The organism is Lysobacter sp. ESA13C, from assembly GCF_019970005.1.
Lineage (GTDB): Bacteria > Pseudomonadota > Gammaproteobacteria > Xanthomonadales > Xanthomonadaceae > Lysobacter > Lysobacter antibioticus_B.
Genome location: NZ_JAHXYK010000001.1, coordinates 198,018 through 224,926 on the forward strand (window position 1 = coordinate 198,018; position 26,909 = coordinate 224,926).

Annotated in this window: 28 protein-coding genes; 16 read left to right on the forward strand and 12 right to left on the reverse strand. The window is 59.3% G+C overall.

Annotation, left to right across the window (positions count from 1 at the left end; all coding sequences use genetic code 11):
- Positions 1–185 precede the first annotated feature (185 nt).
- From LC490_RS00920 to LC490_RS00930, 3 genes are all read right to left on the reverse strand, one after another.
- Positions 186–1,778 carry a restriction endonuclease gene (locus tag LC490_RS00920; protein WP_223618949.1) on the reverse strand — a complete coding sequence of 531 codons (1,593 nt, stop codon included), beginning with the start codon at positions 1,776–1,778 and terminating at the stop codon, positions 186–188.
- The gene (locus tag LC490_RS00925) at positions 1,744–2,337 is read right to left on the reverse strand and encodes a hypothetical protein (protein WP_223618950.1); all 594 of its coding nucleotides are present in this window, start codon (positions 2,335–2,337) and stop codon (positions 1,744–1,746) included. Before LC490_RS00925 ends, LC490_RS00920 begins: the two co-directional genes overlap by 35 nt.
- Before the next feature lie 90 nt (positions 2,338–2,427).
- The gene (locus tag LC490_RS00930; RefSeq protein ID WP_223618951.1) at positions 2,428–3,222 is read right to left on the reverse strand and encodes an NYN domain-containing protein; all 795 of its coding nucleotides are present in this window, start codon (positions 3,220–3,222) and stop codon (positions 2,428–2,430) included.
- A 651-nt stretch (positions 3,223–3,873) separates the two neighbouring features.
- Here LC490_RS00930 and LC490_RS00935 point away from each other — a divergent pair.
- From LC490_RS00935 to LC490_RS00945, 3 genes are all read left to right on the forward strand, one after another.
- The gene (locus LC490_RS00935) at positions 3,874–4,149 is read left to right on the forward strand and encodes a hypothetical protein (protein WP_223618952.1); all 276 of its coding nucleotides are present in this window, start codon (positions 3,874–3,876) and stop codon (positions 4,147–4,149) included.
- A gap of 156 nt (positions 4,150–4,305) precedes the next feature.
- Positions 4,306–4,788: a hypothetical protein gene (locus LC490_RS00940; protein ID WP_223618953.1), complete on the forward strand. Its 483-nt coding sequence runs from the start codon at positions 4,306–4,308 to the stop codon at positions 4,786–4,788.
- Between the two features lie 92 nt (positions 4,789–4,880).
- Positions 4,881–5,237, forward strand: a complete 357-nt coding sequence (locus LC490_RS00945; RefSeq protein WP_223618954.1) for a hypothetical protein — start codon at positions 4,881–4,883, stop codon at positions 5,235–5,237.
- Positions 5,238–5,734: 497 nt separating this feature from the next.
- On the opposite strand, the gene LC490_RS00950 is transcribed toward LC490_RS00945, so the two are convergent.
- On the reverse strand, positions 5,735–6,064 hold the full coding sequence (locus tag LC490_RS00950) for a YegP family protein (protein WP_223618955.1): 330 nt from the start codon (positions 6,062–6,064) through the stop codon (positions 5,735–5,737).
- A 799-nt stretch (positions 6,065–6,863) separates the two neighbouring features.
- Complete coding sequence (locus LC490_RS00955; protein WP_223618956.1) at positions 6,864–9,875, reverse strand: autotransporter outer membrane beta-barrel domain-containing protein; 3,012 nt, start codon at positions 9,873–9,875, stop codon at positions 6,864–6,866.
- 504 nt (positions 9,876–10,379) lie between these two features.
- Here LC490_RS00955 and LC490_RS00960 point away from each other — a divergent pair.
- Complete coding sequence (locus tag LC490_RS00960; RefSeq protein WP_223618957.1) at positions 10,380–10,961, forward strand: ECF-type sigma factor; 582 nt, start codon at positions 10,380–10,382, stop codon at positions 10,959–10,961.
- The gene (locus tag LC490_RS00965; protein WP_223618958.1) at positions 10,958–13,804 is read left to right on the forward strand and encodes a serine/threonine-protein kinase; all 2,847 of its coding nucleotides are present in this window, start codon (positions 10,958–10,960) and stop codon (positions 13,802–13,804) included. Before LC490_RS00960 ends, LC490_RS00965 begins: the two co-directional genes overlap by 4 nt.
- 257 nt (positions 13,805–14,061) lie before the next feature.
- On the opposite strand, the gene LC490_RS00970 is transcribed toward LC490_RS00965, so the two are convergent.
- From LC490_RS00970 to LC490_RS01000, 7 genes are all read right to left on the reverse strand, one after another.
- Complete coding sequence (locus LC490_RS00970) at positions 14,062–14,589, reverse strand: helix-turn-helix transcriptional regulator (RefSeq protein ID WP_223618959.1); 528 nt, start codon at positions 14,587–14,589, stop codon at positions 14,062–14,064.
- 80 nt (positions 14,590–14,669) lie between these two features.
- Positions 14,670–15,101: a LacI family transcriptional regulator gene (locus LC490_RS00975; protein ID WP_223618960.1), complete on the reverse strand. Its 432-nt coding sequence runs from the start codon at positions 15,099–15,101 to the stop codon at positions 14,670–14,672.
- A complete protein-coding gene (locus LC490_RS00980) occupies positions 15,098–16,453 on the reverse strand; it encodes a recombinase family protein (RefSeq protein WP_223618961.1) in 1,356 nt (451 codons plus the stop codon). The genes LC490_RS00975 and LC490_RS00980 overlap by 4 nt, the downstream gene beginning before the upstream one ends.
- Positions 16,450–16,818 carry a recombinase family protein gene (locus LC490_RS00985; protein ID WP_223618962.1) on the reverse strand — a complete coding sequence of 123 codons (369 nt, stop codon included), beginning with the start codon at positions 16,816–16,818 and terminating at the stop codon, positions 16,450–16,452. Before LC490_RS00985 ends, LC490_RS00980 begins: the two co-directional genes overlap by 4 nt.
- 9 nt (positions 16,819–16,827) lie before the next feature.
- Positions 16,828–17,292 carry a recombinase family protein gene (locus LC490_RS00990; protein ID WP_223618963.1) on the reverse strand — a complete coding sequence of 155 codons (465 nt, stop codon included), beginning with the start codon at positions 17,290–17,292 and terminating at the stop codon, positions 16,828–16,830.
- Entirely contained in the window at positions 17,282–17,764 is a 483-nt protein-coding gene (locus tag LC490_RS00995; protein ID WP_223618964.1) for a DUF2924 domain-containing protein, read from the reverse strand. Before LC490_RS00995 ends, LC490_RS00990 begins: the two co-directional genes overlap by 11 nt.
- Before the next feature lie 196 nt (positions 17,765–17,960).
- The gene (locus tag LC490_RS01000; protein WP_223618965.1) at positions 17,961–18,893 is read right to left on the reverse strand and encodes a hypothetical protein; all 933 of its coding nucleotides are present in this window, start codon (positions 18,891–18,893) and stop codon (positions 17,961–17,963) included.
- 572 nt (positions 18,894–19,465) lie between these two features.
- On the opposite strand from LC490_RS01000, the gene LC490_RS01005 reads away from it, so the two are divergent.
- The 11 genes from LC490_RS01005 to LC490_RS01055 all read left to right on the forward strand — a co-directional run bounded on the left by LC490_RS01005 (position 19,466) and on the right by LC490_RS01055 (position 26,750).
- Positions 19,466–19,669, forward strand: a complete 204-nt coding sequence (locus LC490_RS01005) for a helix-turn-helix domain-containing protein (protein ID WP_223618966.1) — start codon at positions 19,466–19,468, stop codon at positions 19,667–19,669.
- Positions 19,666–20,136 carry a hypothetical protein gene (locus tag LC490_RS01010; RefSeq protein WP_223618967.1) on the forward strand — a complete coding sequence of 157 codons (471 nt, stop codon included), beginning with the start codon at positions 19,666–19,668 and terminating at the stop codon, positions 20,134–20,136. The genes LC490_RS01005 and LC490_RS01010 overlap by 4 nt, the downstream gene beginning before the upstream one ends.
- 223 nt (positions 20,137–20,359) lie before the next feature.
- Positions 20,360–21,187, forward strand: a complete 828-nt coding sequence (locus LC490_RS01015; protein WP_223618968.1) for an ATP-binding protein — start codon at positions 20,360–20,362, stop codon at positions 21,185–21,187.
- A 15-nt stretch (positions 21,188–21,202) separates the two neighbouring features.
- Positions 21,203–21,817, forward strand: coding sequence for a hypothetical protein (locus tag LC490_RS01020; RefSeq protein ID WP_223618969.1), 615 nt, complete (start codon positions 21,203–21,205; stop codon positions 21,815–21,817).
- A gap of 12 nt (positions 21,818–21,829) precedes the next feature.
- Positions 21,830–22,027 carry a hypothetical protein gene (locus LC490_RS01025; RefSeq protein ID WP_223618970.1) on the forward strand — a complete coding sequence of 66 codons (198 nt, stop codon included), beginning with the start codon at positions 21,830–21,832 and terminating at the stop codon, positions 22,025–22,027.
- Between the two features lie 188 nt (positions 22,028–22,215).
- Positions 22,216–22,452 carry a DUF6511 domain-containing protein gene (locus LC490_RS01030; protein ID WP_223618971.1) on the forward strand — a complete coding sequence of 79 codons (237 nt, stop codon included), beginning with the start codon at positions 22,216–22,218 and terminating at the stop codon, positions 22,450–22,452.
- Positions 22,449–23,240, forward strand: coding sequence for a PD-(D/E)XK nuclease family protein (locus LC490_RS01035; RefSeq protein WP_223618972.1), 792 nt, complete (start codon positions 22,449–22,451; stop codon positions 23,238–23,240). The genes LC490_RS01030 and LC490_RS01035 overlap by 4 nt, the downstream gene beginning before the upstream one ends.
- On the forward strand, positions 23,237–25,528 hold the full coding sequence (locus tag LC490_RS01040) for a phage/plasmid primase, P4 family (protein WP_223618973.1): 2,292 nt from the start codon (positions 23,237–23,239) through the stop codon (positions 25,526–25,528). The genes LC490_RS01035 and LC490_RS01040 overlap by 4 nt, the downstream gene beginning before the upstream one ends.
- Complete coding sequence (locus tag LC490_RS01045) at positions 25,521–26,123, forward strand: hypothetical protein (protein WP_223618974.1); 603 nt, start codon at positions 25,521–25,523, stop codon at positions 26,121–26,123. The genes LC490_RS01040 and LC490_RS01045 overlap by 8 nt, the downstream gene beginning before the upstream one ends.
- Positions 26,120–26,329 (forward strand): hypothetical protein, encoded by a 210-nt coding sequence (locus LC490_RS01050; RefSeq protein WP_223618975.1) that lies wholly within the window; start codon positions 26,120–26,122, stop codon positions 26,327–26,329. The genes LC490_RS01045 and LC490_RS01050 overlap by 4 nt, the downstream gene beginning before the upstream one ends.
- Positions 26,322–26,750 (forward strand): DUF6362 family protein, encoded by a 429-nt coding sequence (locus tag LC490_RS01055; RefSeq protein ID WP_223618976.1) that lies wholly within the window; start codon positions 26,322–26,324, stop codon positions 26,748–26,750. Before LC490_RS01050 ends, LC490_RS01055 begins: the two co-directional genes overlap by 8 nt.
- Positions 26,751–26,909 lie beyond the last annotated feature (159 nt).

Sequence of the window (26,909 nt, forward strand, 5' to 3'; positions counted from 1 at the left end):
TCTTGAGGGGGGCAGGCGTCGGTGGTCCATCACGTTCGGAATGCTTGATTGGCAGCCCACGCCTCCAGCATGAATTTGAGATCGTCCAGCCATCTATCGGTTCGCCCGAGCCCGTATGGCTTGCCTCGGGCTCAACTACAGAGCGCTGCCGCTACTTTCTCAAAGGACCGAAGTATTAGGCACCCCTACTGAGGAACCGCCGATACACCTGATGGAACTGAACTAACCATGCTTTGTGCATCGGCGCGATGCGGTGCAACTTGCCACCACAGCATTTGCAGCCAAGTTTTGTCGATGAAGCTTCGCCGCTCGGAATGAGACTCCGTAACGAGATCCTGCCAAGGGTAAGACTCCGGATACAGGCGAGACACCTCGACCCCTTTTCGGACCTTGAACAACAAGTAGTCTTCATCCTTGTCAAACTCGGTGTAACGGTGGGTAAGCTTTGAGAACGCCGGCCACAGGGCTTTGCATTCATCCTTCATGCCTAGCCTTGCCATACATAACAAAAGGGGCCTCGCAAGGTATGACGAACCAGCGAATGTCTCTGCAGATGCCGGCGGCTCATCTAGCGAGAGCAGTAAGGACAGGGCTTCATTCCCTATGTAGTAGGGGCTCAAGTGAGCAACCTTCGAGTCCACATTGTTGGACACAACTATATCGGTCGCTAACCGGTTAATCATTGCGGCCATGACTTTCGGCTCTCCAAGCCGAGCTTGCGCTAACGCTATGCTGTATATCGCGCCAACGGCCGCCTCCCCCCAGAGCACAGGCGTTGGCCCGCTAAGCAGCCACTCTCTGAGAGCGCGACGACTGTCTGGCATCAGACAGCTAGACGCCTCATCATGAATGCATAATGCAGAAAGCAAACCGCCCAGCGCGGTGACCCGCCACGGATATACTTCACTGTCCTCTAGTGCTGGAGGCCTGACAAGATGCGTTGCCCGGTTGACCTCATCCCAGAGGAGAGCAAGTGAGTCGACTATCGCGCTTTCGATGAGTGACAAGCAATTGGAAGTCGCCGAATGGTGCTCGAACCCGTGCTTAATCGCTGCGTAATGGATCGCAAAGCGGCACATCGTCCATCCATGAACCAGTGCTTGGTGATTGTCCGCTCGGGCGTAGCTCGCCAATGCGATACCGGTCGCCCACATTGCGCTGCTAGCAGCCCTCTGAAAAGCCGCGATGCCCAGAGACACTGATAAGTCGTCTAGTTGAAGTATCGACGATAGCAGCCCACTCATCAGATCTACAGGCATCTCGTCTTCTGGATCTGCCATGTAGAGATCCAACAAACGTCGAGTGTCGTTAATTTCGCTTGGCCAGAGCGAATTTGAAACCTCAAGGGCCATATCAAGTAGCGTCCCTCTTGACCATAGCTCAAGCTTTGAAGGGTACGACGGCATTGCATTCATCTGATCTACCGCAACTTGGACCTCTTCACTAAATTGCCCATTGGATACAAGAAAGGAGCGATGGACGCCTTTGGGAAATCCTGGGTACGCCGGCGCTTGCATCATTAGCTGTGCGGCTTGTTGTTGTATTCCCGAGCGAAACTCGCCAATCGTCATTTGCCCTCGCGGATCTCCCTTCAGCTGGAAGGCACACCCAGTTCCGTCAGGGGCGATTGCGAGGATGTCCTTACCGAACTCAAGCAGGCAGTGCCTGGTACTGTGGACTACGACGTAGCCCTTGGCCGACAACATCTGCACAAACACCTGCTGATAGCTTCGTTCGCTAGCGCTATCCAACCAGTTCTCGAGAAGCTTCTCTAGCACGCCATGCCTCCATTTTTTCGGCCATAAACTTGGTGTAACGGTCGTGCAGCTCAGGGGTGGATTTGATTTGTTCAAGCGCCAATCTGATCGCTCGCACTCCTTCCGCCCCACCCCCAATGATCAGATTTTTGACAGATCCGTTGTCGTCGAATTCCATCTGCATCTTCTGGAGCATCTCGAATACCACTTCGACACCAGGCCGCCCACGAGCGCTTACCGTCTGTCCAGCGGCGTCCAATGCCTGATCCAGCGATGAATAAAGCCCCAGTGACATGCTGTTTGCCATCTGGTGCGCAAGATTGTCCAGTTCGCCGAGGCGCTGATCAGCCGTCATGGTGGCGATCGCCGACAGCTCTATCTCTGTCTGGGCTGATGCATGCATGACTTCTGAGTCTTCGACGGTGCCATCTGCTCGAATTGTTCGCATCGCGTCCCCTTCGTGTACTTGATGCCTGGGAATTTCTGAAAACATCCCCATAGCTGAGTACGCCGTTCTCTGCACGTAGTCGATATGAAAATTGCGAAGCTTAAGCTTGATTGACTTTAGGTCCGGCAGCACGACTTTCTCCTTCAACTCGCGCCCTTCGGGCAACGACGTCAGGTGATCGAGATAGCTACAACGCGCGTAGAAGAGACAAGCACGGACCCGCTAGAGCGATCCGTTTGGCGCTGGCTTAGGCGTGACGGACCAATGACCGCCGTCTTCCTGCTTCAGGCTTAAGAGATCGTATGTCTTGAGCATGTTCAAGAGGCCTGAGTGACCATAAGTCTGGGCCGAGAACGCAGGATCAGTTCGGCGGAGATATAAGCCCAATGCGCTCAACGTTACCTTACCGTCAGGCACTGCCCCCGCTAGTAGTTCAACGGCGTCGACAACGAAACGCGGGCGACGCCTTACGATCGGCTTAGGCGGCTCAGGTCTGATGCCATCGAGCTTGGTGGCTGAATCGCCTTTCGTGCGCCCCCCGTTTGCGACCTCGCCTAATGCACCCTCTTCTACTGGTTCCCGTATCCACTCGAAGAATTGATCACTCGCGTTGCGCAGGGCTTCGGGAGCTTTAGATTCGCCGACGATACAAACGGTTGCCCCACGTTCTCGCAACTTGCGGCATAGGTACGCGAAATCGGAATCGCTGGTAACCAGACAAAACGTCTGCGCACGCTCGTCAAACATCGCCTCCAGTGCGTCGAGCGCCAGCGCGATATCTGCCGTGTTCTTTCCGGACGCATACTGAAACTGCAAGTGGGGGGTGAATGCCTGGCGGACCAGAGCATCCTGCCACCTGGCCCCGAGAGTGCTTGAGTTCCCGTAGCCGCGGCGCAAGACGACTCGTCCGAATTGGGCGGCCATCAACAGGGCGTAGTCGAGGATCTCCGGGGAAACATTGTCGCAGTCAACGAGGACGGCGACCCGACCGTCCAGGTGGCTTGGTGAGGCGCTCATTCCATTGTGCTCCGATCTGGGCTGTAAGCATGGGTAGTCGTTGGGCGCCCACCCCCTGGCTGCCTCATTGTATCCAGTAGCCCACTGGGTCGCCGCCAGCGAGCTGCACAACCTGTTGATAGATGTGGCCTATTGTTCCTCAGTGTTCCTCTGAGTGAATAGACTAGTTTGAAAACCGTAGCCGTGGGCGCGCCAAACTCCCAGCCTCAACTTTTTCTACGCCTCGTCGCAACGACGAAAAGGCCCTATTTTTCGAGGGTTTTGGCGTAATCCATTGGTCGGCGAGTTATCCACAGGGAGCTAGTTTGGCGGTTTTTTCGCCTCTCTCCGGGCCTTTTTCTCCAAGCCTGTGGTCGGCCGACCATTGCTCGCCCTTGAAAATCAAGCACTTATAGAGGCCAGTTTTTTCGATCTTTTGAGGCCAAGGCAACATCAAACCGTTTGATCCGACCATTCAAAGCGCGTCGGCAACTTGGCTCCAGGCTGGAGCTTCGCGTTCCGAGCTCCACTTAGGAGTAGTCGCTGCCGAGTCGAGTGGCATACGCCTTCGGATGTCCGCTTCCATACGGTCGTGGCGTTAATGAATCAGGCCGAGGCGCATTCGCGACTCGATAGGCGTTACTAGCCGCTCATCAACGAAAGAGATAAATCATGGCTCGTCATGAAGTGATGCTCGACATTGCAACCAAGTTCGTTCTGCACAAGGACGTGAAATTCGAGATCAAGTCGAACAGCAAGAAGCTCGGCACTTTGCTCATTAGCAAAGGCAATATCGAGTGGCTCCCTAGTGGCGCGTTCGTTAATAAGAAGCGCCTAACTTGGAAGGCATTCAAGACCCTGATGGAAGACACCGGAAAGCCCGCCAAGGTCAAGAAGCGCGCGCCAAATCAAGCCGTGAAGAAAGTAAAGCCGGCCAAAGGCACCTAACCAGCCAGGCTAGCAATTCACTCAAGCCGAAACTGTTTCGCGGCTCGGCTAACTCAGGAGTTAGCACTTATGGGACAGTCTAGCTATTGGCGCACGGACACGGAGAGTGACGCCGTTAACTCTCTGAGTGTGGCGGCCGAGTTTCTCGAGAGATCCGTGTGTGACCAAAAAAATTGGAAATGGGCCGTGGTGGCTCTGCATTCCGCTGCCCAGGGCTTTCTTGTTCTTTCGTTACGCAAAGGCAACAACTTATTGGTGCAGAAGCCCAGCCACGCTAAAACGATGCTCGCCGCACTAGAAGGCGGCTCAGGATCGCTAGAGCCCTACATGGATAACTTTATAGGGCTTTACCGTAAGGCACGAGATCCCGCGAACTTCGTAGGCTGCGCTCCACCTGTCCCGAGCGATCTTGACTTGGAGGCAGACATGAAGGCATTCGATCAAATGCGCCACGACTTTCTGCACTTCAATTCTAAAGGCTTGAGCATCAGTCGTTCTTTCATGCGCTCCAGATGCAACTCCGCTCTCTCGCTAGTAGCACAGCTCTTACAGAGTCGCGTGATCTTTTGGCATGATGAAGACTTTGAGCGCCAATCGCTTGCCCAACTTGGGCGCGCGCAAAGGTCATTGTCGGAATGAGTGATAGAAATTGGTTCAAGCCGAAGCGGCTTCGCGACTCGGCTTGGCTTAGGCGTTAGATGGCACCGCACTTCATTGCAAAGGGGACTTCCATGATCCGCAGATTCTGGCTCTTCCTCGTACTGCTGCCTATGGCTGCATCAGCCCAGGGGAAGCTTGATATCACCACTCCGCAGATTCAGATGCATAACCGCATTTCTGCAGTGGTAGATCAACGCGCTCAAAAGCTCGGGCTTGGCGAAGATGTCGTAACCTACTGCCGCATCGAGCTCAGCCACAAAACCGATCAATTCTCCAAGAACGGCTCCATCCCATTTGGCATCAACTACAGCCAGATCACTGACCCAGCCGAACTGACGATGGTCATTACCATTCGCGAGTCATACGAGAAAACATTTCTATTGCTGTGCCTGTCTCGTACAAAACGCGACTTATCGGTGGCGGAGTAATCACCCAACAATTCATTCAAGCCGAAGCCGCTTCGCGGCGCGGCCTAATTCAGGCGTTAGACTTCGGGAGTAGCTCAGGTGATCCTCCGCAAGAGCATCTACATCGCCGCGTCCTGCCTCCTACTATGCTCCTGCAACAAAGCAGATCCTTGGCAAGGCTGGGTCTACCCGGACAAGGAAGATCTATCCAATTCACTTCCTCTCGGCGCCTTCGCAAGCTTAGACAGCTGTCGTGACTCTGCTCATGCTGCCATCCGGTCACTCATGGCCGCAGAAGAGCGCACACGAGCGGCAAATCCTGACTATGAGCCACTGTTCCAAGATTGGGAGTGCGGATACAAGTGCAAAGCCCCAGGGGATGGGCTGCATGTATGCGAGCGCACAGACAAGTGACTGACCGGACGAGGCTTCATAATTTATTCAAGCCGAAGCCGCCGCGCAACGATTACCGCGTCTGAAAGAGATCGAGAGGTGCCCCTCGATCTCTCGACTTTAAACTATGTCTGATCGTCGACTTCCGCCGTCGGCCCGTTCGCCTTTACCGACGCAATTCCACCATCCCGAGCCGACTCGCTTGAGTAGAGCTCGCTGGTCCCGATCACCTGGCCATTTGATGCCTTGAGGTTGAACATCGGCTTGCCGTTGCTTGAGTCCTTGCGCTCGTAGCGCTCATCGAGCGCCGAGTTCTTCTTTACCGATTCGATGCCATCCTCCGCACTACCCTTCGCATTGTAGAGCTCGCTCGTGAGGATCGTCTCGTGGTTACCTGCCTTCAGGACAAATCGAAACTGCGAGCCGGAACGGCTGAGTACGTAACGTGCTGCCATGGACTGCTCCTTTAATCGATGAGGGCCCGGGTGCAATCAGGAGCCTGCCACGGTCGACTAGGTCAGGCGTGAATTACATCAGGCATTCGATACTGGCACGCAAACAACGCGTGAAACAACCGACAAAGCTCATCTGCATAGCAATACGATCGGTGTGCTTTGTCCTTGGTTCATGATAGGCGACCAATAAATGTAACCGACTCGCCGCACCAAATGTAAGCCCGACGGATAGAGCCTTACGCATGGGTGAAGAGGACTTACTTGACGCAAATCATAGACAGTCCGAGTCGACGCTACTCCAGTTCAGACCCCTCCTACCTATGCCCCACCCCGTCTGCATCAGACGGGGTAGTTTCAACTTCACCCAATAACCCGACAACCGCCCTCCTTAGCCTGCGCCTTTGGTCGACATGTAAGTTCACACGCCGGAAAAGTGCTTTCCCTTCCTTTGAAGAGCGGCCAATGACCTGCTCGACTTCGGACCAGACGCCACCGTCGAGCCAACGCATGAATCGTATATAGATCCGCCGTGCGATCCTGGCATTGGAATCAGACCGGGTCCAACTTCGGTTTGTCACCACCACATGAAGCACTGAGTCGACGAAGTGCCGATACTCATCGCCATTTTTGAGAGCCCGAGGTCCAATATTGCCGGGGAGCCGAGGGAGGATTTCGTGCCACTGTTCATCAGTCAAATACTTTGGGGGCCGCGAAGCGGCCCCTTCTTCGTAAGCCATATCGATCAATCATCCGTGTTCGAGCGGCCGAATAAGTTCAGACCGCTCACGTTGGCAAATGACTACCAGCTGTACTTCACACCCACCGTTCCGCCAATGTTGCGGTAATCCCCGGCACCAGTCTCGACTGCCATATGGCCCCATCCGGTCCAACCGCCGCCGAGTTGCATTTCCGCGCCGAGCTTTACCTCATAGCGGTCGCGGGGTAGCAGGCTCGTAAGGGTTTGGCCGTTAAAAGCGATTTCATCGGAATCGGCACGACGCCACCAATTGAGCGTCATGAACGGCTGGACTCGATTTCCGTCGGGCGCACTTGCATGGCCGTAAGCACGAAGTCCCAGGCGAGTGGTCAAGCCGCCTGCTTGGACGCTATCGACGAAGGTTCCATTGGCTTCAACGACACTATCGCTATCGAAGTTGCTGTGAACAACTTGTACTTGCGGCTCCAAGAACAATGCACTCTTTCCGTTGTCATGCACTCTCCAGGCATAGCCTGCCTCGACGGACGCACTTAGGCTCTTGCTGTCGTAGTCTTCTCCCGACAAGCCGAAACCCTGGAGGCGATTCTCGAAGCTTCCGTACTGAAGCCAGGCGTCGACGTAAAGGCCAGTGAGTTCAGTCGGATCTGCATACCACGTACCGTAGAGACCCAACGCCTTACCTTCGACCTTGCCTTTCGCAAAGTACCCAGTCAGACCCGATTTCGAGTGATTGTGGGACTGACCGCTAGAGAGCATGAAACCGAGTTGTCCACGCCCCTTATTTCCCCACCGCAGTACGTCAGTTCCAATCTGCATCATCGAGCTATCGCTGCTGACATCAAGTTGCTCGGCTGCGGTGTAGTCCGTTTGGTTGCGCACCACGCGTACCCAAGCCGAACCAAGCGTATCGTCGCTCCTGAGACGTTCGGCGAGATTCGGCTCACCGAGCCGATCGTGAAGGCTGTGACGGAACATCGCCTCGGCGGCCGATTGGTTGGCCAAGTAGGCTCCTGGCTCAGGCCGAAATACGGGCGTCGGCTCAGGCAGCGGCTGCTCCGGAGTTGCCGAAGGGGGCGACGGCACGCCCGGAGGAACAATTGGCGGAGTAACTGGCGGAGTAACCGGCGGCGGGGGCAACTGCACAATGTAAGACCGCAGGTACCAGTCGCCATTAGCTGGATCTGAAACACCACCCTTCTGCAAGAGATACTCGTACGCGCCGGCTATCGCACGGCCTTGCAAGGCGAACTGGGCATCCGAGGCGCCATCGATTTGGATCAACTTGATCCCCTCGACAGTTGCGGCCCCAGCGCCGCCGACGTTTGCAACCTGCACATTACCCTGACCGCTGGCATTTCCGCCGATGACGAGACGGTCGGTAGTCGATGCGTCATCGGCAAGTACGGTATTGATAAGCAAGTTGCCACCGTTTCCGACGTAGTTTCCGGTTGTCGTCAGAGTCGTACCCGGTGTGCTGCCGAAGCGAATGTCGCCACCATGGTTGAGACCGGCTACGGTCTGGTTATACCCGTTCAAATCGAGGACCGCGCCGCTGGAGATTGCGTGGATAGAATTTGGGCTGAATCTCGCAGTATTCGCGGCAATCAGCGATCCACTGGAGACCGTGGTCGGACCGCGGTAGTCGTTGGATTCGGTCAGCGTGGTCGAACCAGTATTGAGTTGGTTGACGGTAAGCTCGCCCGTCAGCTTCGGGCTGAACTGGATGGCATCGGTATGATTGAAATTGACGACGCCGGCACCCGAATACCCACCGGTAATCATGGGGGTATCGAGGCTGCCGGCAATGCTGCCTGTACCGATGTTGACGGTGCCCAGACTACCCGCCACCGCACCCACGGTGACTGCGCTGGCCTTGACGCGAGCCTCATTTACGACATTCAAGGTGCCATTGCCATCTTGACCGATAACGAGGGCACCCGTACTCCATTCCGACGGGGTTCCGCTCACATGCTTACCCGACACAGTTGCAGTGCCAACGCTGCCTGCTACTTGACCTATCACGCCTGACGCACTGGTCACCAAGCCACCATCCGCTATGTCCAATGTGCCGCTAGCGTAATTGCCTACCGTCAAATCGGAAGTCACTGCCCAGGTCGAGCGCGTCGCACCGTTGATCCCGCTGATCAAAACCGTGCCCTGACCCATCGTCGGATCGGGTTGAGTAGCGCTGGTCGATGCTGGGGTGCGTCTCGCGCCACCGATGAAGCCCTGCGCGCTCTGTGCTCGACCGCCATTCGCGATCTCGAGCACGCCAGCACCATAGTTGCCGACTGCAAGTTGGCCCGACGTTTCCAGGCTGGAGGCGATGCCCGTCGCATGCACTCCACTGACGAGGAGACGCGTGTTGCTGCCAACCGATTGCCCGACGAACACGCCACCAGCGGTAGTGGTGGCGCGTCCACCATCAAGAATCTGTACGGTAGCCTGCCCCCCCCGCGTGATCGGCTCATCGCCGAACCAGCTGCCACCGAGATAGAGAGAGTTATTGCGAGACTCCCATGTCGAGCGGTTGCCGCCGGCGGAGATGCCGGAGATCAGCACATTGCCGACACCGCCTTTGTTCAGGCCCACATAGCTGTTCGAACTTGAGAACAGGCCGCCGTCCGAGATAGTCAACGAACCGTTGCCGTAGTCACCAATGACGCCGATACCACTCGCGGTCCAGCGAGACCCGGCCCCCGCAATCGTTACGGTGCCAGTGGTATTCCCTTCGAAACCGACTCGGACGCGGCCCGTGGTGGCAATGCCTCCGCCCGTGATGGTGGCACTGCCGCTGACGGCAGGCCCCGTATTGGAATTGCTGATATTTGAACCAATTAGAACTACAGGCTGCGGGCCGCCGTGGTTCCATGTCGGCGCGTTGACCGGAGCGAGAACCGAGCGTACCTCCGTCGCGCACTGGCTCGGCACGAACACGACATTGCACGTATCGCCTCCCATGCGGCCATTTGTGCCAGAGACGGTGACGTTCTGCGCCGATACTGCGCTTGGCAGGCCTATGAGAACTAGTTGGATGGCTAATACCAAAGTATGGCGCGGGTGCGACCTGCACACGGTGGATAAGCGTTTCATTTCAGATACTCCAAAGAATAGATAGCGGCCCAGAGTTCAAGACTCGGGGGAGCTGTTTCCACGACATCACCCTTCCTTGAGTCGAGCAGATCGATTTGTCGTGACCAGCGGTGATTGAAGGCAGCGCGCGATAGTTCAAACGCTGGGCGTTGTCCAAAACCACGCGAACGGAAATTTAGGAACGCATTCACGCTCTCGCGTTCAACCTTGTTGCAGAGAACGTTATCGCCGTTCGGCATGTGTGACATTTGACCCAGTTGTAGATCACCCCATCTCCACTTCGGCTCGCGTTCGTCGGGAGAACAAATGGACCGCCAAGCCCATTCCGGTCGGCCCTCCATGTACACTCTGGCTAAATCGTGACCTGCGTCACAAACAGGACATTTCTCCGAGGGGCATCGTTCAGGCGGCAAACCGCTGCGAAACCCAAGCCCCACGCGGATATCGGAACCCATGCCTCCTCTAGGTCCAACCTCGGAATCCGAATCCCAGCCCCCACTCCAAGTGGATTCCATTACCCGATTGCTCACCGACGCTCGCGGCGGCCAAGCCGATGCCTGGACTCGCATCTACGCCCTGCTCTACGACGACCTGCAGCGATTGGCACGCTCGCAGCTGAGCCGGCATGCGCCACAGCAGACGATGTCGCCCACCTCGCTGATCAGTGAAACCTGGCTGCGTCTTTCCCAGGTCGAGCTCACCCCTGGAGACCGGCAGCATCTTTTCGGCCTCTTGGCTAGGGCGATGCGTTACGTGCTCATCGACGACGTACGTCGGAAGCAGGCTGAACGGCATGGGGGCGGCCAACAGATCCAGTCGTTGGACAGCGGGTCGATTTCGGAAATGTCCTGGAATCCGGGTTTAGAACGATTGTTGGCTATGGACCAAGCGCTCCTTCGGCTGGCCAAGTTCCAGCCCCGGCTAGCCCAAGTAGTGGAATGGCGCTACTTCGGCGGGATGAGCGAAACCGAAATCGCGGAGATTCTCGACGTTGATGTGCGCACAGTGAGACGCGACTGGCAGAAAGCACGGGCCTTCCTACTCCGGCAGTTGGGAGGCGATGGCTTGCATCTCGAAACCCAATGAAGCCATCGATCTCTGACGAAGAATGCGCACTCGCTCTATTCGACACTTACATCGATTTGGCGCCGGCGGCGCGTGAGGACGCCTTGCGGAAACTCGCGTCCACAGCACCCTCGACCCACAAGGTTCTTGTAGGACTGCTCGCCGCGAGTCAAGACAAGGACACCTGGATCGATCAACCGGCTACTGACTGGTCCCATTCGGTACGCTCCCAGGATCAGTCATCGGACTCAGTCGTCGGCACGCGACTGGGTCCATGGTTCCTCGAAGCAGCTGTCGGCGAAGGCGGCATGGGCCGGGTGTATCGCGCTCGGCGTGATGACGGCCATTACACTCAGGTAGTAGCGCTGAAGCGCATCCGGGCCGAACTCGTTTCGCAGGCCTTGACCTCGGCTTTCCTTCGAGAACGAGAGATTCTCGCCAAACTCTCTCACCCTAACATCTGCCGATTGATCGACGGCGGCATCGACGGCGAAGGCCTTCCTTGGCTCGCAATGTCGTGGGTAGAGGGTGAAAGCATAGTCCGCTGGTGCGATCTTCACCGTCTTTCCGTACGACAACGGGTCGTGCTGCTTCTCGAAGTTTGCAATGCTTTGGGCTATGCGCATCAACAGATGGTTCTGCATCGCGATCTCAAGCCATCAAACATTATGGTATCCGCAGATGGCCATGTCAGTCTCTTGGACTTTGGGGTCGGCACGCTATTGACTAGCGTCGATGCGGCGCAGAATGAACCATTCGCCTGGAGTCAGGAGTACAGCGCACCCGAAACGCTCATAGGCGAATCCGTTGGCACGTCCGCCGACATCTACTCACTCGGGCGAGTTCTTCATCGTCTACTAACGGGGACTAGTGGCGCCGCGAGCAACCCCTTAATCGCATTGCTTATGGGTGACCGTACGAGGCAGGCCTTCTCTCTCTCCGAGATCGCCTCGGATGCTTCCCAGGACACGGCGGCAGCTCGCAGTGAACGGAACCCAGCGGCGCTGGCTAAGACCTTGGACCGCGAATTGAATGCGATCGTAGGAAAGTGCCTTCAGCACGTTCCCCAACGACGCTATGAGTCTGTCGCCGCTCTGCGCAATGATCTAGAAAATTGGTACAACCAGCAGCCAGTCGCTGCGATCGGTGGCGGTGCCGTCTACCGGATGTCCTGCTTCTTGCGTCGTCACCGCATGCTCATGGCAATCAGTATTTGCCTCGGCGGCGCAGCGATCGCGGGTGGCGCGCTAACTCTTCATCAGCGACAAGTTGCCCAGCGCGAGGCAGAAGCGTCGCGAGTTCTGAGCGAATTGTTCGAGGACACCTTAAACCTATCCACGTTGTCAGGTTTGAGCCAGGCACCGTTGACATCGCGCGAGTTGCTGAACCGAGTCGAAGTACGCTTGCGACAACGGCTGCTGCCGAATGATCCGCTAGTCGCCGCGCGCGGTCTGAATACCCTCTCGCGCAGCTTCGCCGTAACCGGCGACTATAGACATGCCCTCGATCTGGCAACGGAGGCAAGACAGCTTGCCCTTGAGAACAATCGACTGCGTACGACGACAGAAGCTACATTGGCGTCTTTGCTGAATCAGCAAGCACGATACAAGGAGGCCGAACGTGTAGCACGAAATGCCCTAACTAAAGTGGATAGGGCGAATGCGAGCGACGTTAGTGTTCGCCTCAATCTCCAAGCGGAGATAGCTCGTGCTCGCTGGGGCGAGGCCGATCAGGACGGCGCGATTCGTGAGCTGCAACATGCGCTGGACGCCGCAGCATTACTCGGCTCCGATGCGGACACGGTGCGGGCGGAACTTCTGACGTTGCGCGGATACTGGCGCACGCAACAGTTCCGCGCCGCCGAAGCAGCCAACGATCTTGAGCAAGCCATCGCGCTGTCCGACAAAAGTGCGCCCATGGTCGCCGACAACGCTCGCCAGCGACTAGTACGGGCGTATGCCCTACTGGATCGCCCGAAAGATGCGTTCGAGACGGCGAAAACTTTGCTCAAGAACCGGCGGAGCATGTATGGGGACAATCACCCTGAGATAGGACGCGCCCTAACGACTTATGCCAGCGCGCTGATTTATAACGCAGACCTCAAACGCGCGCTAGAGTATGTGACGAGGGCCAAAGACGTGTTGCATCGTACTGTCGGTGACGACCACCCTGACATGGCCGAAGCTCTACGATTCTCAGCCTACATACGTACCGGCTCAGGGGACGCGGCCGGAGCGATCAGCGAGGCCCGAGAAGCATTACGTATTCAACTGAAAGTGCACGGCTCAAGGCATGAGTTGACCCTGAAAGCCAAAGCCAACCTCGCTAGTGAGTTGTTTTATCTCGGCCAGTACGATACCGCTAGGCAACAGGCGTATTTCGAAGAGTCACGCAAACTGTTCACCGACGTGCTCGCCGAGAGCGATCATCAGAATCTGCCTATGCCGGACACACGTCTAGCCTACGCCAACGGCCTCGTCATCATGAAACGGCTCGAGGATGCTGAACAACAGCTTCTCTTGGCCAATCGCGAGATCACAGAGCACCTCGGTCGTCAACATAGCTACCTGGCCCATACCCAGTACTCCCTGGGCCTGCTCTATCTCGAAAAGGAAAAATACGATCTCGCCGAAGGCCAGTTCAAAGAACTAGTAGCCAATTTTCGCGCCATACCCGGAGCACCCTATACGCGCAGCATGACTGCATTCGGAGCTCTGGATTCCTTGGGAAACATCGAACACGAGCGTGGCCACCGGGAACTGGCGCTTGATTACTGGAATCAGGCCTTGGAACTCGGAACCAAGGTTTACGGCGCCGACGATAGCACCTTGCAAGGGATAAGACAGAAACTCAAGGAGAATTGAACGTGCAGTCGACTCATCGGAGTCCCGCGATCATATCAACCGCTATCATCCCGGACAGACAAGCTGCTTCGACATGTTAGTCGGGCACCTCACCAAGACGGGATGGCGGGATCTAGCAGGGAAAAGTGCCCCCCGGTGTAAACACCGGTAGGCACACTATGTAAGAGGACGTTGACACCCATATTGAGAACGCCGGGTGGCTGCCGTCGAGTATAACGATATCTGCATCGCGTGGCTGGGCGAGCCCGCTGCAATGATTAGGCTCCGGTAGTGGCACCAGACTTCTTCTTAATCGCCGGTTTTCGGGCTGTCTTGTTTGAAATTTCCTGCTTGGCAGTCCCTTTCTTAGGTCTGTTCTGTTCAAGAAGCGACTCGACCTGCTTCTTGGTGATGCCACGCATGGCAGCGATCTTCTCCAGAAACTCTTGCCTTGGTCGAGTATCGGTCTGCTCCCAGTTGTAGATTGCTTGCGAGCTCGCTCCCAGCAGTGGTGCGAAGGCCTCTCGGCTCAGCCCGAGGCGCTCGCGCAGCTTCCGAAGGCCGGCGGCCGAGTATCGAATCGCAGCTGCCGGGGCATTCGGGTCCTTCTTGACCGGATCGGCCTGGCGAGAGCCCTTCGAGGCCGCCTTGGCGCCACGCCGGAGTGTTTCAACCTCCTGCTTCAACGAAGTCAGTTGCTTACGCTGCGCCAGTATCTGCTTTTTCAGTGGCTCGACCTGCTGCCGGAACTCCTTTCGGGTCAAGCGAATGATCTCGTCCTTCAATATCGAAGCGATGTTCGGCATGCAATCTTCCTTATGATTGAGTACTCAGAATATGCGATCGCGCTACTGGCGACCAATCCCTGCGGTATTGCTTGGTTGAACTAGGATGGCGTGGCTATACCAACCAGACGTAGCTGCTCGGACCACAGCAGGGGCGGGCTGATGCCAAGACGGTCGATCTGCACGTCTGGAATTGTGTCATCCAATATCCCGGCGATGATCTCCGGGGCCAACAGGGTCAGGTTGATGATTCGACCGACGTAGCTGTTGTCGGTGGATTCGCTCTCAGCCAGTTCTTTCATCGAGGCGATCTCGCCCCGCTCCAGCATTCCCCGCCAGCGGTAGCCTTTGGCGAGTGCGCGTTGCAACGAGGTCAACTGGGACCCGCTCGTTGCAGCGTCGCTGTCCTTAGCCTGACCGTAACGCCGCCGGCCGGCGCGGCGACTTATAGCGAGCGGCACGATCACGGTCAGTGCGCCGTCGCTTGTTCGCACGACGCGCGGTGCACCGGTCGTATCGACTACGGGCGTCATGCTGCAATCCCTTCACGGCCCAACTCGTCCACCAGAGACGACACACCGTTCGGGTGAAACCTGATCTCCATGCCGTCAAGGTTCACCACGACCTGCTCGATCAGCAGCCGAAGGAGTCGCTTCTGCTCGGCCGGAAACAGCGCGTCCCAAACCTGATCAAACTGCCGTATCCCAACCACGATCATGGCCTCGTCCAACCCAGCCTCGGAGGCTGCGGCCTGCGCGACAATCGCCGAGAGCATCTCCGGCGTGTTCAGCATCTGTCGTACGTATCCCACCACGATGCCCTCCAATTCGGCGGCTGGGAGCCGGGGGAACCTCGCCGCTGTCGTGCCCTCATGAATTTGCGCGGTGCTGATGTAGTACCGGTACAACCGGCCATTGCTCTTAACCGTGTGGTAGGGCGTCATGGCTCGCCGGTCGGGGCCGATGATTAACCCCTTCAGCAGGAACGGCACCTTGGCTCGGCTCGCGTTCCCTCTGGCCGCTGCGTTACTCGCCAGAATGGTCTGAACCTTTTCCCAGACGGCACGATCAATGATGGGAGGGTGGCAATCGGTAAAGTACTGGTCCCGGTGCTTCAGCTCCCCCAAGTACGTTCGGTTGTGCAGGATCTTGTGTATCGTGCTCTTGTCGTGCGGCTGGGGCGTTCGAACACGGCCCGCACGGGTAGTCCACGCCTTGCTTTTGTAACCCATGCCGGCTGCGTCACGGACGACCGCAAGAATGGATTCGGTTTCGATCAGCCGCTGGAAGATGAAGCGAACTTGCGCTGCTTCAAGATGGTTGATCGCAAGTCTCCGATCCTTGATGCCGTATCCCAGCGGTGGGATGCCATGCATCCAGAGTCCTTTCGCCTTACTTGCGAGCATCTTATCGATAGCCCTCTCGACATCGAGGTCGCGATCGTACTCGGCAAACGACATCAGGATGTTCACCGTCAGGCGGCCCACCGTATCGGCGGTATTGAAACTCTGGGTTACTGATACGAACGCGACTTCCTTCTCTTCCAGTACCTTTAGCAGCTCTTGGAAATCGCGTATGGATCGGGAGATGCGATCGATCTTGTAGGCCACGATGACATCGACCAAGCCCGCTCGGACATCCGCCATGAGCCTCTGCAGGCCTGGTCGGATCATGGTCGCGGCCGACCAGCCCGGGTCGTCATAGACGGTTGCGATGGGCACCCAACCTCGCCCACGCTGGCTGGCTATGTAAGCCAGCGCGGCATCACGCTGAGCCTCGATGGTGTTGTACTCGCGTTCAAGGCCCTTCCTTGTCGATTTTCGCGCATAGATGGCACAGCGTGTGATGGGCTGATGCGCATTTGTGGCGGTGGCTTGAGCGTTCATGCGGCCACCCTCACCAGGATGCCCTTCGACGGGTGGCACTCGACCACGAGGACACCATGTCGCTCGAAGAATCGAGACAGGTGCGATTCTCCGTCAGCATCGTTCGACATACGATCCAGAGCGGTAACGGCCACACAATCGATGGCGCCGGCCGCGACCTCTAGAAGAAGCCGCTGGAAGCTCGGCCTGACCTCGGTCCGGCTACAGACACCTTCGTCCGCGTAGTGGGAGACGATCGGCAGTCGGTCGAGTCTTTCGGCGAGATCCTGCTGCACGACGTAGCGCTGGTATGCGATGAAGTCAGAATCGACGCCTTCGGAATAGCAGTACACGGCGACGCGAACGGGTTTGCTCAGAGTCAACATATGAGTTCCTCAGTATCTTTTGATACGCAGGGCCGACAGCGCGCGTTCCAGCCACGGGGCAGAAGGCCCCGTTTGAGGCACGTCGCACCTAGGTCTCTCGGCCGCTTGACATTCATCCGCTTCCGATGCCTCAGCGGGCCGCCCTCTCGCGACGATCAGCGGCACACCGGCGAGCTCAAATCGAACCCGAAGCCGCAGGTCGTCCATGTACGACCGAGTCAGCCGGTCATCGGACGCGACCACAATGGCTCTGACGAACCCCGCGTCCATGTGCCGAAGCATTGATTGCAGACCCGGGCGCCTGACCGTTGATCCGGCCATGCCGTCGTCGCAGTAAGTAACCGTCGCGGATTCACCGAAGGCTTCCTCGGCTGCTCGCTGCGCCTGCGCGTACTGCTGCAAGATGGCGCGAGGGTCTGGCACGTCCGAGCGCGCGTAGATGACCACGTTGCCCACTTCCTTTTCACGGCTCATGTCTTTCTCCCTTCTTACTCGTCTGCGGTCGCAGCCCGAAGAATGCGGGGCCCGACCAGCGAGTCCCGGTGATTTCCCTGGCGATCTTCGACAAGCTGCCGTAGCGCCTGCCGTCGTAGTCGAACCCACCGTCCTGCAATACCGTCACGCGATGGATTCGGCCGGCGTGCTCCCGTGTTAGGACCACGCCCGGTGTCGGCGCAGGCGCTGCGCTACGGCGGGTGACCTTGCCGGTTTCGACCAGCCGCTGGATGCGCTTGGCGTTGCTCGCAATGAGCGGGTTCGCATCGATCTGATACGCCGCTTCTTGTAGGCGATGGGCCAGTCGACGCACTGCATACCGGCGATTGTTCACTCCAGGCGGCTCGCCGAAGTACTCCAGCCACTTCACTTTGATTTCCTTCCATGTCAGGTGCGGCAGCGCCGCCACCTGAGCGGCCAGGGTTCTCTGCGCAATACTTTTCTCGATCACAGTGGGCCTCCACGGCTCTCCAAGGGGTGGTCATACACCCTCGTTTCGCCCTCGCTATCAAGCCCAACTTTTCCGGAGAAACCACGCGCACGTAGATCCTTCCGATGCAGACGTCGCAATGCAGTCACGATCAGATCGGCGATCCGCGCTACTCGCTCCTCGGGCGTACTCGATGTGATGCTTCCGTGGTCTTTGCTCATAGGTTGTCCTTACCTTCCGATAGCGTCGGCGGCAGCAGATGTTTGCGGATCGCGACTTCCCCGTTCTTCCAATCGATGAATCGCGAGAACTCCTTGCGACTACAGATTTGCGAGAGACTCGTGTTCTTGGTGCTGTAGCCGGCCCGCCGCAGCACCCAGCTTTGCCTCGGCCTGGGCTGGCCGGCGTCGTGCGCTTCCGCTATGGCCAGCACGAACGCTCGCTGTTTCCTTTGAAGCGAGAGTTCTTCTCCCTGCAATCGCAAGACGGACCCGTCGTCACTGAGCTCGAACCATCTCCCCGCATGGGTTGTCTTCTCTGGGCTCGGGTCCAGCAAGGCGATCGCGCTTTCCAATTGCTCCACGCTGGTCACCAAGCCCTCGCGCTCGATCCGGGCGACTTTGACCAGCGGTATAGCCATTCGCCCCATGCCACTCAGTTCGGTCGGCACGATGCGCTTGGTCGTAAGCAACACCTGTCGCTCGGCGGCGTCTGCTTCGAGCGCCGCTATCGTCTGCTCTATATCGTCTGTCCAGATGTAGCGGAACAGGTACACGGAAACGTTTTTTGGGCCCATCGAAACGTTCGCCAAGCGCCAGAGGCGATTCGGCACCAAGCACACCGGGTCCGCACCGGCGAGTTGCGCGGAAAGCTGCGCTGGTAGCCAGTCCTCTCGCACTCGCGCTGCCGCAAGCGGCTGCCAAAGCTCCACCTTTCCGCCGCACTTGAGGCAGATGAGACTTTGGTCGTCGTAGGTCCAGGCATGGCGAAGCAGTTCAGCGGCGCACACCTTGCACTGACTACGAACCGCACGTTTTGCAGGGAACAAGGCACCGATCGAAACCAGCGTTTTGAAGAATCGACTGTTATTCGCGGGCAACAGCGGGCCATACGGCTCATTGTTGAACCGGTCGAGATATTTCTGGAGCACAGTAAAACTTCCTTACCGCGACGAATCGCGGACATAAGGCCCCGTGCAGGCCGTTGCCGGCCCGATGGAATTCTCTTGAACTAGTGAGCGATCAGCGTATCGGCGAAGCCGATACCACTGAATCGCCTAGCTGTTGCTCATGTAGAGCGTTATCGATCGCCGTCAGCGATCCGCTGCAAGCCGGAATGCCGACATGCATGAGTAGATGGAGAAGCGCGCCGGAAGGACGCACAGAGTGGGTGTTGCGAACGAATCCGATGTTCATAGTGGGTCCTTTGAAGCAGACCACTTCGAGTTGTGGCTGGAACTGAATCAAAGCCTATCGCGCCATTCATGATGTGCGCAATATCACAAGTGCATTCCGATAGGTGCGAAACAGCACAATCCAGTTTTGGTTCATGCCGCGTTCGGATTGAAGCATCCGGATGCGATTCTTCGTCCTCTGCTTCTAGTCGTTGCTAGTTGGATCTAGTCTTCGATCTAGTCGTTTCCATCTTTCGGTTCTAGCCGGCTTTGTACGACGCTTCTCCGCGAAAGCACATTCGTGTCATCGCATGAGAGGAGTTGTTGTAGTGAGCCAGCCCAACCTTTCCACCGAAGAACTTGCTGATCGCTGGAGCGTCACCACGCGCACCATCAAGCGTTGGCGCAGCGAAGGCATCGGCCCGCGTTCGTTCAAAGTCGGCCAGGTCGTCCGATACCGGCTGGACGACGTTGAGCACTTTGAATGCCGCGCGCCGAGTACCGCCCCGCAAACCGCCGGGGAGGCCGCATGACCCTATTGGAACGCTGCATGGGTCGGCCTGCATCCGAGCTGGCGGACTATTCGCCCGAGATGCTGCTCGACCTGAAGAAGCAGGCGGCTGAGGCGCTTGCGACCGCCAAAGCGAACGCCGACTGGATCGATCGAGCGCTGGACCTGAAGTACGGCTACATCGCGGCGCAACAGCGTTTGGCCGCCGACAAGGACACCGGCACGGTGTCCTTTGCCGATGGTGACATCCGCGTCAGCGTCGAGTTGCCGAAGAAGGTGGAGTGGGACCAGGCGCAGCTCGCGCGCATCGTCGAGCGTATCCGGGCCGCCGGCAAAGATCCCGCCGAGTTCGTGGAAGTCACCTATCGGATCAGCGAGACCCGGTACAACGCCTGGCCCCCCTCGTTGCGTACATCCTTCGACGCCGCACGCACCCTCAAGACCGGCAAGCCAAGCTTCCGCCTGTCCGCGCCCGGGGACGAAGCGTGACAGAAATCACAATTTTGAATTGCGCCGGCATTTTGTCCATCCGCGTGGCGGACGACGACGAGGCCTGCATTTGGCTTCTCTGTAGCTCACGCCGCCTTCCCGACGCAGACGCTCCGCGGGCCGGAGACCAGAGGTCGATGCCGGTACCCGCCCAGTCCACCTCCCCCGCTCCCACGGACGATCCATGGAACGACCTGCTGCGCAAGCTCTCGGGAGGCCGTTGATGACCCTGCCGATCATCACCGCGGATCAGCGCCTGACCGAGGTCCGCGGCGTCAAAGGTGTCCTCGTCGGCCGCTGGGGTCTGGGCAAGACTTTCCAGCTGTGGACGCTCAATCCGAGCACGACCTTGTTCGTAGATATCGAAGCCGGGGACCTGGCCGTAAAGGACTGGCCCGGCGACAGCCTGCGCCCGCGCACGTGGGAGGAATGCCGCGACATCGCCGTGCTGCTCGGAGGGCCGAACCCGGCCCTGCGCGACGGCCAGCCGTTTAGCCAAGACCACTACGATCGCGCGCGTCAGCGGTATGGCGATCCGGCCGGGTTGGAGAAGTACCGGACGATCTTCCTCGACTCCATTACCGTCGCCGGCCGGCTGTGCTTGCAGTGGTGCAAAGGCCAACCCCAGGCGTTTTCGGATCGAGCCAACAAGCCCGACATGCGCGGCGCTTACGGCCTGATGGGTCAGGAGATGGTGGCCTGGCTGACCCACATCCAGCACACCCGAGATAAGCACATCTGGTTCGTCGGCATCCTCGACCAGCGCACCGACGAGTTCAACCGCAAGTTCTACGAATTGCAGATCGACGGCTCCAAGACCGGCCTGGAACTACCGGGCATCGTCGATGAGGTGATCACGCTCGCTGAGATCACCAACGGCGACGGCCCGCCGTACCGCGCATTCGTCTGCCACACCGCCAATCCCTGGGGCTTCCCGGCCAAGGACCGATCTGGTCGCCTGGAGTTGGTCGAGCCGCCGGACCTGGGACAGCTCATGCGCAAGCTCGGCGCGCCTGAGGCGGCAGCCCCCAATCCTCCCCCCCTCCACTAGTTCGCAGGAAACCTCATGTCGGTCTGGAACAACTTCAACGACGCCGAGAGTCCGGCGTTCGCCCTTATCCCCAAAGGCACCTTGGTCAAAGTCCGCATGACCATCAAGCCCGGTGGTTACAACGACCCGAGCCAGGGTTGGCTGCACGGCTGGGCGACTCGCGGTGACACCGGGGCCGTCTACCTCAACGGCGAGTTCGTGGTACTCGAAGGCAAATATGCGCGTCGCAAACTGTGGTCGCTGATCGGTCTGCAGAGCTCGAAAGGACCGACCTGGGGCCAATTGGGCCGCAGCTTCATCAAGGGTGCGCTGAATTCCGCGCACGGCCTGCACCCCGACGACATGAGTGCAGCCGCCCAGGCCGGCCGTTGCATTGAAAGCTTCGCCGACCTCGACGGCCTGGTGTTCGTCGGCAAAGTCGATTGGGAAAAGGACAGCTACGGCGAAGACAAGGCCGTCATCAAGATCCCGATCATGCCCGATCACCCCCAATACAAAGAGGCCATGGGATCGGTCGCTGCGTCGGCCAACGGCTACAGCGCGCAGTCGGCGGCGGTACCGGTACACGTCGCGCACGCTGCGCAAGCTGCGGCGGCACCGGCCTCCAGTCGCCCGGCGTGGGCTCAGTAAGGCGGCGCGTCCATGTCACACACCGCACGGCTGCAAGAACGCTATCCAAACGGCGACGGCATCTTTACGGAGTTGCGCCTGCTGGCGAGCGCCGATCTGGACGCACAGATCCAACACTACCGAGCGCTGGCTCGCGAACACGATCGACATGCTGAGGCGCTGATCGAGTACCGCAACCGGGTGTTCGACCATTCCCGCCATGGCCGATGACGCCGTGCTGGGCCTGCGGCAAGCCCGCGCGCGGCTTCGGCCATCTGGACGTGCGCCGCCGGATCAGTGATCCCCGGCGTACCCCGTACCGATGGGCGTTCTGTTCGATGACGTGCCAGACCGCCTTCCACCAACTCTACGACACCCGACGCCGGAGCGATCCGGCGTCGATAGAGGAGCTATTGCCTGTGACCCACCCACTCACCCACGACGCACAGCGCGCATGCCTTAAGGCATTGGCCTCCGTCGCTGGCCGCATCGGGTTCGACACGCCGCTAGGCCATTACAACCAGGCGCAAGCCACCGAGGTCATCGAAGCCATTACCCAGGCCTACGAAGCGTCGGTACGAGCACAGTCCAATCCGGTCGGCTACAAGGTGGCGCCGCCACTCGACGGATTTGAGAACGACACGATTCCATTTTGAGTTTTGGCATTGCCATTTTCTTTTTGGAATTTGGCACTTTCGACGTCGAATCTATGCTTGATTTCAACACGCATGACCTGTCCGAACATGTCGGAACCCTGGTCGATAGCGCCATGGAGCGCGACGCGGTTTTGCTGCCGCCGCGTGCCTACCTCGGTGCATCCAGTCTTGGCGAAGACTGCGCCCGTCGCCTGCAGTTCCAATACTTCAACACACCGAAAGATGCAGGTCGGCACTTTCCCGGTCGCGTGCTGCGCGTGTTCGCCCGCGGCCACCGGGTCGAAGACTGGATGGCGGACTGGTTGCGCCTAGCCGGCTTCGACCTGCGTGCTCGTAACGAGTACGGCGAGCAGTACGGATTTACCGCTGCCGAGGGCAGGATGCGCGGCCACGCCGATGGCGTGATCGTCGCCGGTCCCAGCGGCTTCCGCTATCCGATGCTCTGGGAAAACAAAGCGGTCGGCGCCAAGACGTTTCGCGAGCTTCGGAAGAAGCGGCTCGCCGCCAGCCGCCCGGTCTACGCGACCCAGGTGGCCCTCTACCAAGCGTACCTCGGACTTCACGAGCACCCGGCGCTCTTCACGGCGATCTGCGCCGACGACATGGCGATCTATGCAGAGCGGGTCAACTTTGACCGCGGCTTGGCACAGCGTGCATCGGACCGTGCCGTCCACATCCTACGCGCCTGCGACACCGCGGAGCTCCTGCCCCGAATCAGCACAACCCCCACCCATCAAACCTGTCGGTACTGCCCCTGGCAGGACCGCTGCTGGAGCCTGCCCCATTGAGTACATGGAACGATTTCAACGACGCTGAGCCGGCGTCCGCACCAAATGGTCAAACCCGACGAGCGGAAGTGAGGTCGGCGCTTCTACTGCGGCTGGAGGCGTTGCTGGCGGCACTATTTCCCGACGGCAAGTCGCGGCGCGGCAGATTCACAATCGGCGATGTTCACGGCGCGGCCGGAGACAGCCTGGAGATCGCGCTAACAGGCGACAAGGCCGGGTTGTGGAATGATCACGCCACCGGCGAAGGCGGCGACATCTTCGACTTGATCGCCGCGCAATCCGGGCTCGACGCGCGTCACGACTTCGCCGCGGTGCTCGATCGCGCAGCCGAGCTGGCGGGCCATGTGCCGGCGTCCGACTCGTCGCCCAAGCGGCGCCGGTCGGAACCGACGCTGGATGAACTCGGCCCGCATACGGCGCGGTGGGACTATTTGAGCGCCGACGGCGAGCTGATCGCGTGCGTGTATCGCTACGACCCGGCGGAGGGCAAGCAATACCGGCCCTGGGATGCGAAGCGACGCAAGCACCAGGCCCCCACCCCGCGGCCGCTCTATAACCAGCCGGGCGTCGCCGCGGCGACAGAGGTCGTGCTGGTCGAAGGTGAGAAATCGGCCGATGCGTTGATCGACCGGGGCACCTGCGCCACGACTTCGATGAACGGCGCGAACGCGCCCATCGACAAGACCGATTGGTCGCCGCTCTGCGGAAAGCACGTACTGATCTGGCCCGATAAGGACAAACCCGGCTGGGAGTACGCGATGCAGGCGGCGCAGGCTGCCTTCAAGGCCGGCGCCGACTCGTGCGCACTGCTGCACCTACCCGAAGACAAGCCGCTCGGTTGGGATGCGGCGGACGCCGCCGTGGACGGATTCGACATCGATGGATTCCTGCGCGCGGGCGAGCGCACGTTCCTATCGCCCGGTAACGATGACGCACCGCCGCCGATCGACTTCGACGGCCTAGATTGGAGCAGCGACGACGGCCTTGGCCTGGCCTTCACCCGACGCTATGCCGATGATTGGTCCTACTGCGCGGCCTGGGGTCAGTGGCTTAGCTGGACCGGCACCCGTTGGAATCCGGATCGGGCGTTGGTCCTGCAGCATCTCGTACGCGGCGTCTGCCGAGCAGCGCAAGCGTTCGCCGATAAGCCCTCGCAGCGTTCAAAGCTGGCGTCGGCTTCGACCGTGAGCGGCGTTGAGCGCTTGGCCCGTAGCGATCCCCGTCACGCCTCTCGGGCCGAAGATTGGGACAGCGATTTGTGGGCGCTGAACACGCCGCGCGGGATAGTGGATCTGCGAGATGGAACGTTGCGTCGCCATGCCCGGGGCGAGCATATGACCAAACTAACTACGGCGAGTCCGCAGGGAGACTGCCCGACTTGGCGGCACTTCCTGGACGATGCGACCGGCGGTGATGTCGAACTGGCGTCGTACTTGCAACGGGTTGCCGGCTACTGCCTGACCGGTGTAACCCGCGAGCACGCGCTGTTCTTCCTGTACGGCACCGGGGCTAACGGCAAGTCTGTGTTCGTGAATGTGCTGGCGACGATTCTCGGCGACTACGGGACGAACGCGCCGATGGACACGTTCATGGAATCGCGTCACGACCGCCATCCGACCGAACTGGCCGGCCTGCGTGGTGCCCGTTTTGTGTCGGCCAGCGAGACTGAGCAGGGCCGGCGCTGGAACGAGTCCAAGCTCAAGTCGATTACCGGCGGCGATACGGTCAGTGCGCGATTCATGCGGCAGGACTTTTTCGAGTACACACCACAGTTCAAGCTGGTGGTGGCCGGCAATCACAAGCCGGCGATCCGAAATGCCGACGAGGCGATGAAGCGGCGCCTGCATCTGGTGCCGTTCACCGTCACCATTCCGCCGGAGCGGCGCGACAAGCGCCTGACCGATAAGCTGCTGGCCGAGCGCGACGGGATCATGACCTGGGCCGTTGATGGCTGCCTGCAATGGCAGGGGGTCGGTCTGTGCCCGCCGCAGTGCGTGGTCGATGCCACCGAGGAGTATTTCGAAGGCGAGGACGCGCTTGGACATTGGATCGAAGAGCGCTGCTTTGTGCATGCGCAGTCGAAGGCGCTCGTCGCCGATCTGTTCGCCGACTGGCGCGAATGGGCCGAAGGCAGCGGTGAGTTCGTGGGCTCGGTCAAGCGCTTCTCCGATCTTCTCACTACGCGCCAGTTCACCAAGCACAAGGGCGGCAAGGGCGCGCGCTATTTCGCCGGCTTGAGTTTGAAGCCGAAATCCTTCACACAGTTCGGAGGCGTGAGCCGTGGCTAAAATCAATGACTTATGGGAGAGGGTGGCGGATGCGGCAGAGATGCCGGTTCCCTCTCATGTGTGCGTGCGCGCGCACACACGCGCATTAACCGGCAACCCTGCCCCATCCGCCACCCAGGTCGTCGGTGACACCTCGCCGACACTGTTGGCGCTCGACTTGGGCACGACGCTGGGTTGGGCCCTGCGCCTATCTGGTCAGGCCATGAGCGGCACCGAGCACTTCAAGGTCGGCCGCTTCGAAGGCGGCGGCATGCGCTACCTGCGCTTCGTCCGTTGGCTCGATGAGCTTTCGCGTTTTGCTGGACCGCCTTCGGCGCTCTACTTCGAAGAGGTGCGCCGCCATCGCGGCGTCGATGCCGCCCACGTCTACGGCGGGTTCTTGGCCCAGCTCACTGCGTGGTGCGAGCGTCACGCTGTTCCGTACCAGGGCGTCCCGGTTGGCACGATCAAGAAGTTCGCCACCGGCAAGGGCAATGCCGACAAGGCGGCGATGATCGAAGCGGCGAAGGGTTGGGGCCATCGGCCCGAGGACGACAACGAGGCCGACGCCCTCGCACTGCTCCATTGGGCCATCGCCCGGGAGACGACGGCATGATCACGTCCGAGTTCCGATATCGCTCGCCCCTGGGTCGTTTCGTGCCGCAGACGCTGGATCTGGACCGCCTCAAGCGCGAGGGCTGGCGCGAGCAAGGCCTGCTCGTCGTGTCTGCCGAGGACGCGCGTCTGGACTGGGTGGAGCGGCAGCTGCTGAGCCAAATTGCCGAGCGCCTGTACGGGAAGCGGGAGAAGGCGCATGGCTGACTGGACCGTGCAGAAAGTCGCCGATCAGTTCCAGGAGGCGGCCATCACCGCCCGCCGACTGCCGCCCGCCAAGGTGCAAGGCTACGCGTCGTATTGGCCGGACATCCAGCGGCAGTCATGGGAAGGCTACTCGGACGAGCGCATCGTCCTGCGCTTTGCTGCGTCGCCTGCGGCGATTGATCGCTTCGGGCAGACCGTGCGCTGGCTGCGGTGGCTGGACGAGGAGCAACGGCGCTTGGTCTGGCTGCGAGCCCAGCAGCTGCCGTGGCGCGAGGTCTGCACGCGCACTGGGCTGATCCGCAAGACGGCGTGGCGTCGCTGGCAGCACGCCCTGGTGCTGGTGACCGTTCACCTCAATGGGCCGCTGCCCCGCTTCTCTGCCGCGTTGCCGGATGTTTCGACGGCGCCTTTGTCCTCCTGACACCGCATGTCACCTTGTGTCCACAAGGTTGCGAAATCGGGGTGTCCCAACCACCCCGGTTTTACCCTAGCCTAGTCGGCATGCTGATTGACGTGCGCCATGTGCAGATCAGCGAGACGGCTTTCGCGGCCGAAAGGGGCGAGGAATGATTGGCTCGTG

What these genes read in the sequence shown, in the direction of transcription:
- LC490_RS00950 (WP_223618955.1), bottom strand. Translation starts at nt 6,064, where the DNA reads ATGGCAGCACGTTACGTACTCAGCCGTTCCGGCTCGCAGTTTCGATTT.
- LC490_RS00980 (WP_223618961.1), bottom strand. Translation starts at nt 16,453, where the DNA reads ATGAACGCTCAAGCCACCGCCACAAATGCGCATCAGCCCATCACACGC.
- LC490_RS01050 (WP_223618975.1), top strand. Translation starts at nt 26,120, where the DNA reads ATGATCACGTCCGAGTTCCGATATCGCTCGCCCCTGGGTCGTTTCGTG.
- LC490_RS01020 (WP_223618969.1), top strand. Translation starts at nt 21,203, where the DNA reads ATGTCGGTCTGGAACAACTTCAACGACGCCGAGAGTCCGGCGTTCGCC.
- LC490_RS00945 (WP_223618954.1), top strand. Translation starts at nt 4,881, where the DNA reads ATGATCCGCAGATTCTGGCTCTTCCTCGTACTGCTGCCTATGGCTGCA.
- LC490_RS00965 (WP_223618958.1), top strand. Translation starts at nt 10,958, where the DNA reads ATGAAGCCATCGATCTCTGACGAAGAATGCGCACTCGCTCTATTCGAC.
- LC490_RS01025 (WP_223618970.1), top strand. Translation starts at nt 21,830, where the DNA reads ATGTCACACACCGCACGGCTGCAAGAACGCTATCCAAACGGCGACGGC.
- LC490_RS00930 (WP_223618951.1), bottom strand. Translation starts at nt 3,222, where the DNA reads ATGAGCGCCTCACCAAGCCACCTGGACGGTCGGGTCGCCGTCCTCGTT.
- LC490_RS01055 (WP_223618976.1), top strand. Translation starts at nt 26,322, where the DNA reads ATGGCTGACTGGACCGTGCAGAAAGTCGCCGATCAGTTCCAGGAGGCG.
- LC490_RS00970 (WP_223618959.1), bottom strand. Translation starts at nt 14,589, where the DNA reads ATGCCGAACATCGCTTCGATATTGAAGGACGAGATCATTCGCTTGACC.
- LC490_RS00985 (WP_223618962.1), bottom strand. Translation starts at nt 16,818, where the DNA reads ATGTTGACTCTGAGCAAACCCGTTCGCGTCGCCGTGTACTGCTATTCC.
- LC490_RS00935 (WP_223618952.1), top strand. Translation starts at nt 3,874, where the DNA reads ATGGCTCGTCATGAAGTGATGCTCGACATTGCAACCAAGTTCGTTCTG.
- LC490_RS01010 (WP_223618967.1), top strand. Translation starts at nt 19,666, where the DNA reads ATGACCCTATTGGAACGCTGCATGGGTCGGCCTGCATCCGAGCTGGCG.
- LC490_RS00975 (WP_223618960.1), bottom strand. Translation starts at nt 15,101, where the DNA reads ATGACGCCCGTAGTCGATACGACCGGTGCACCGCGCGTCGTGCGAACA.
- LC490_RS00990 (WP_223618963.1), bottom strand. Translation starts at nt 17,292, where the DNA reads ATGAGCCGTGAAAAGGAAGTGGGCAACGTGGTCATCTACGCGCGCTCG.
- LC490_RS01015 (WP_223618968.1), top strand. Translation starts at nt 20,360, where the DNA reads ATGACCCTGCCGATCATCACCGCGGATCAGCGCCTGACCGAGGTCCGC.
- LC490_RS00955 (WP_223618956.1), bottom strand. Translation starts at nt 9,875, where the DNA reads ATGAAACGCTTATCCACCGTGTGCAGGTCGCACCCGCGCCATACTTTG.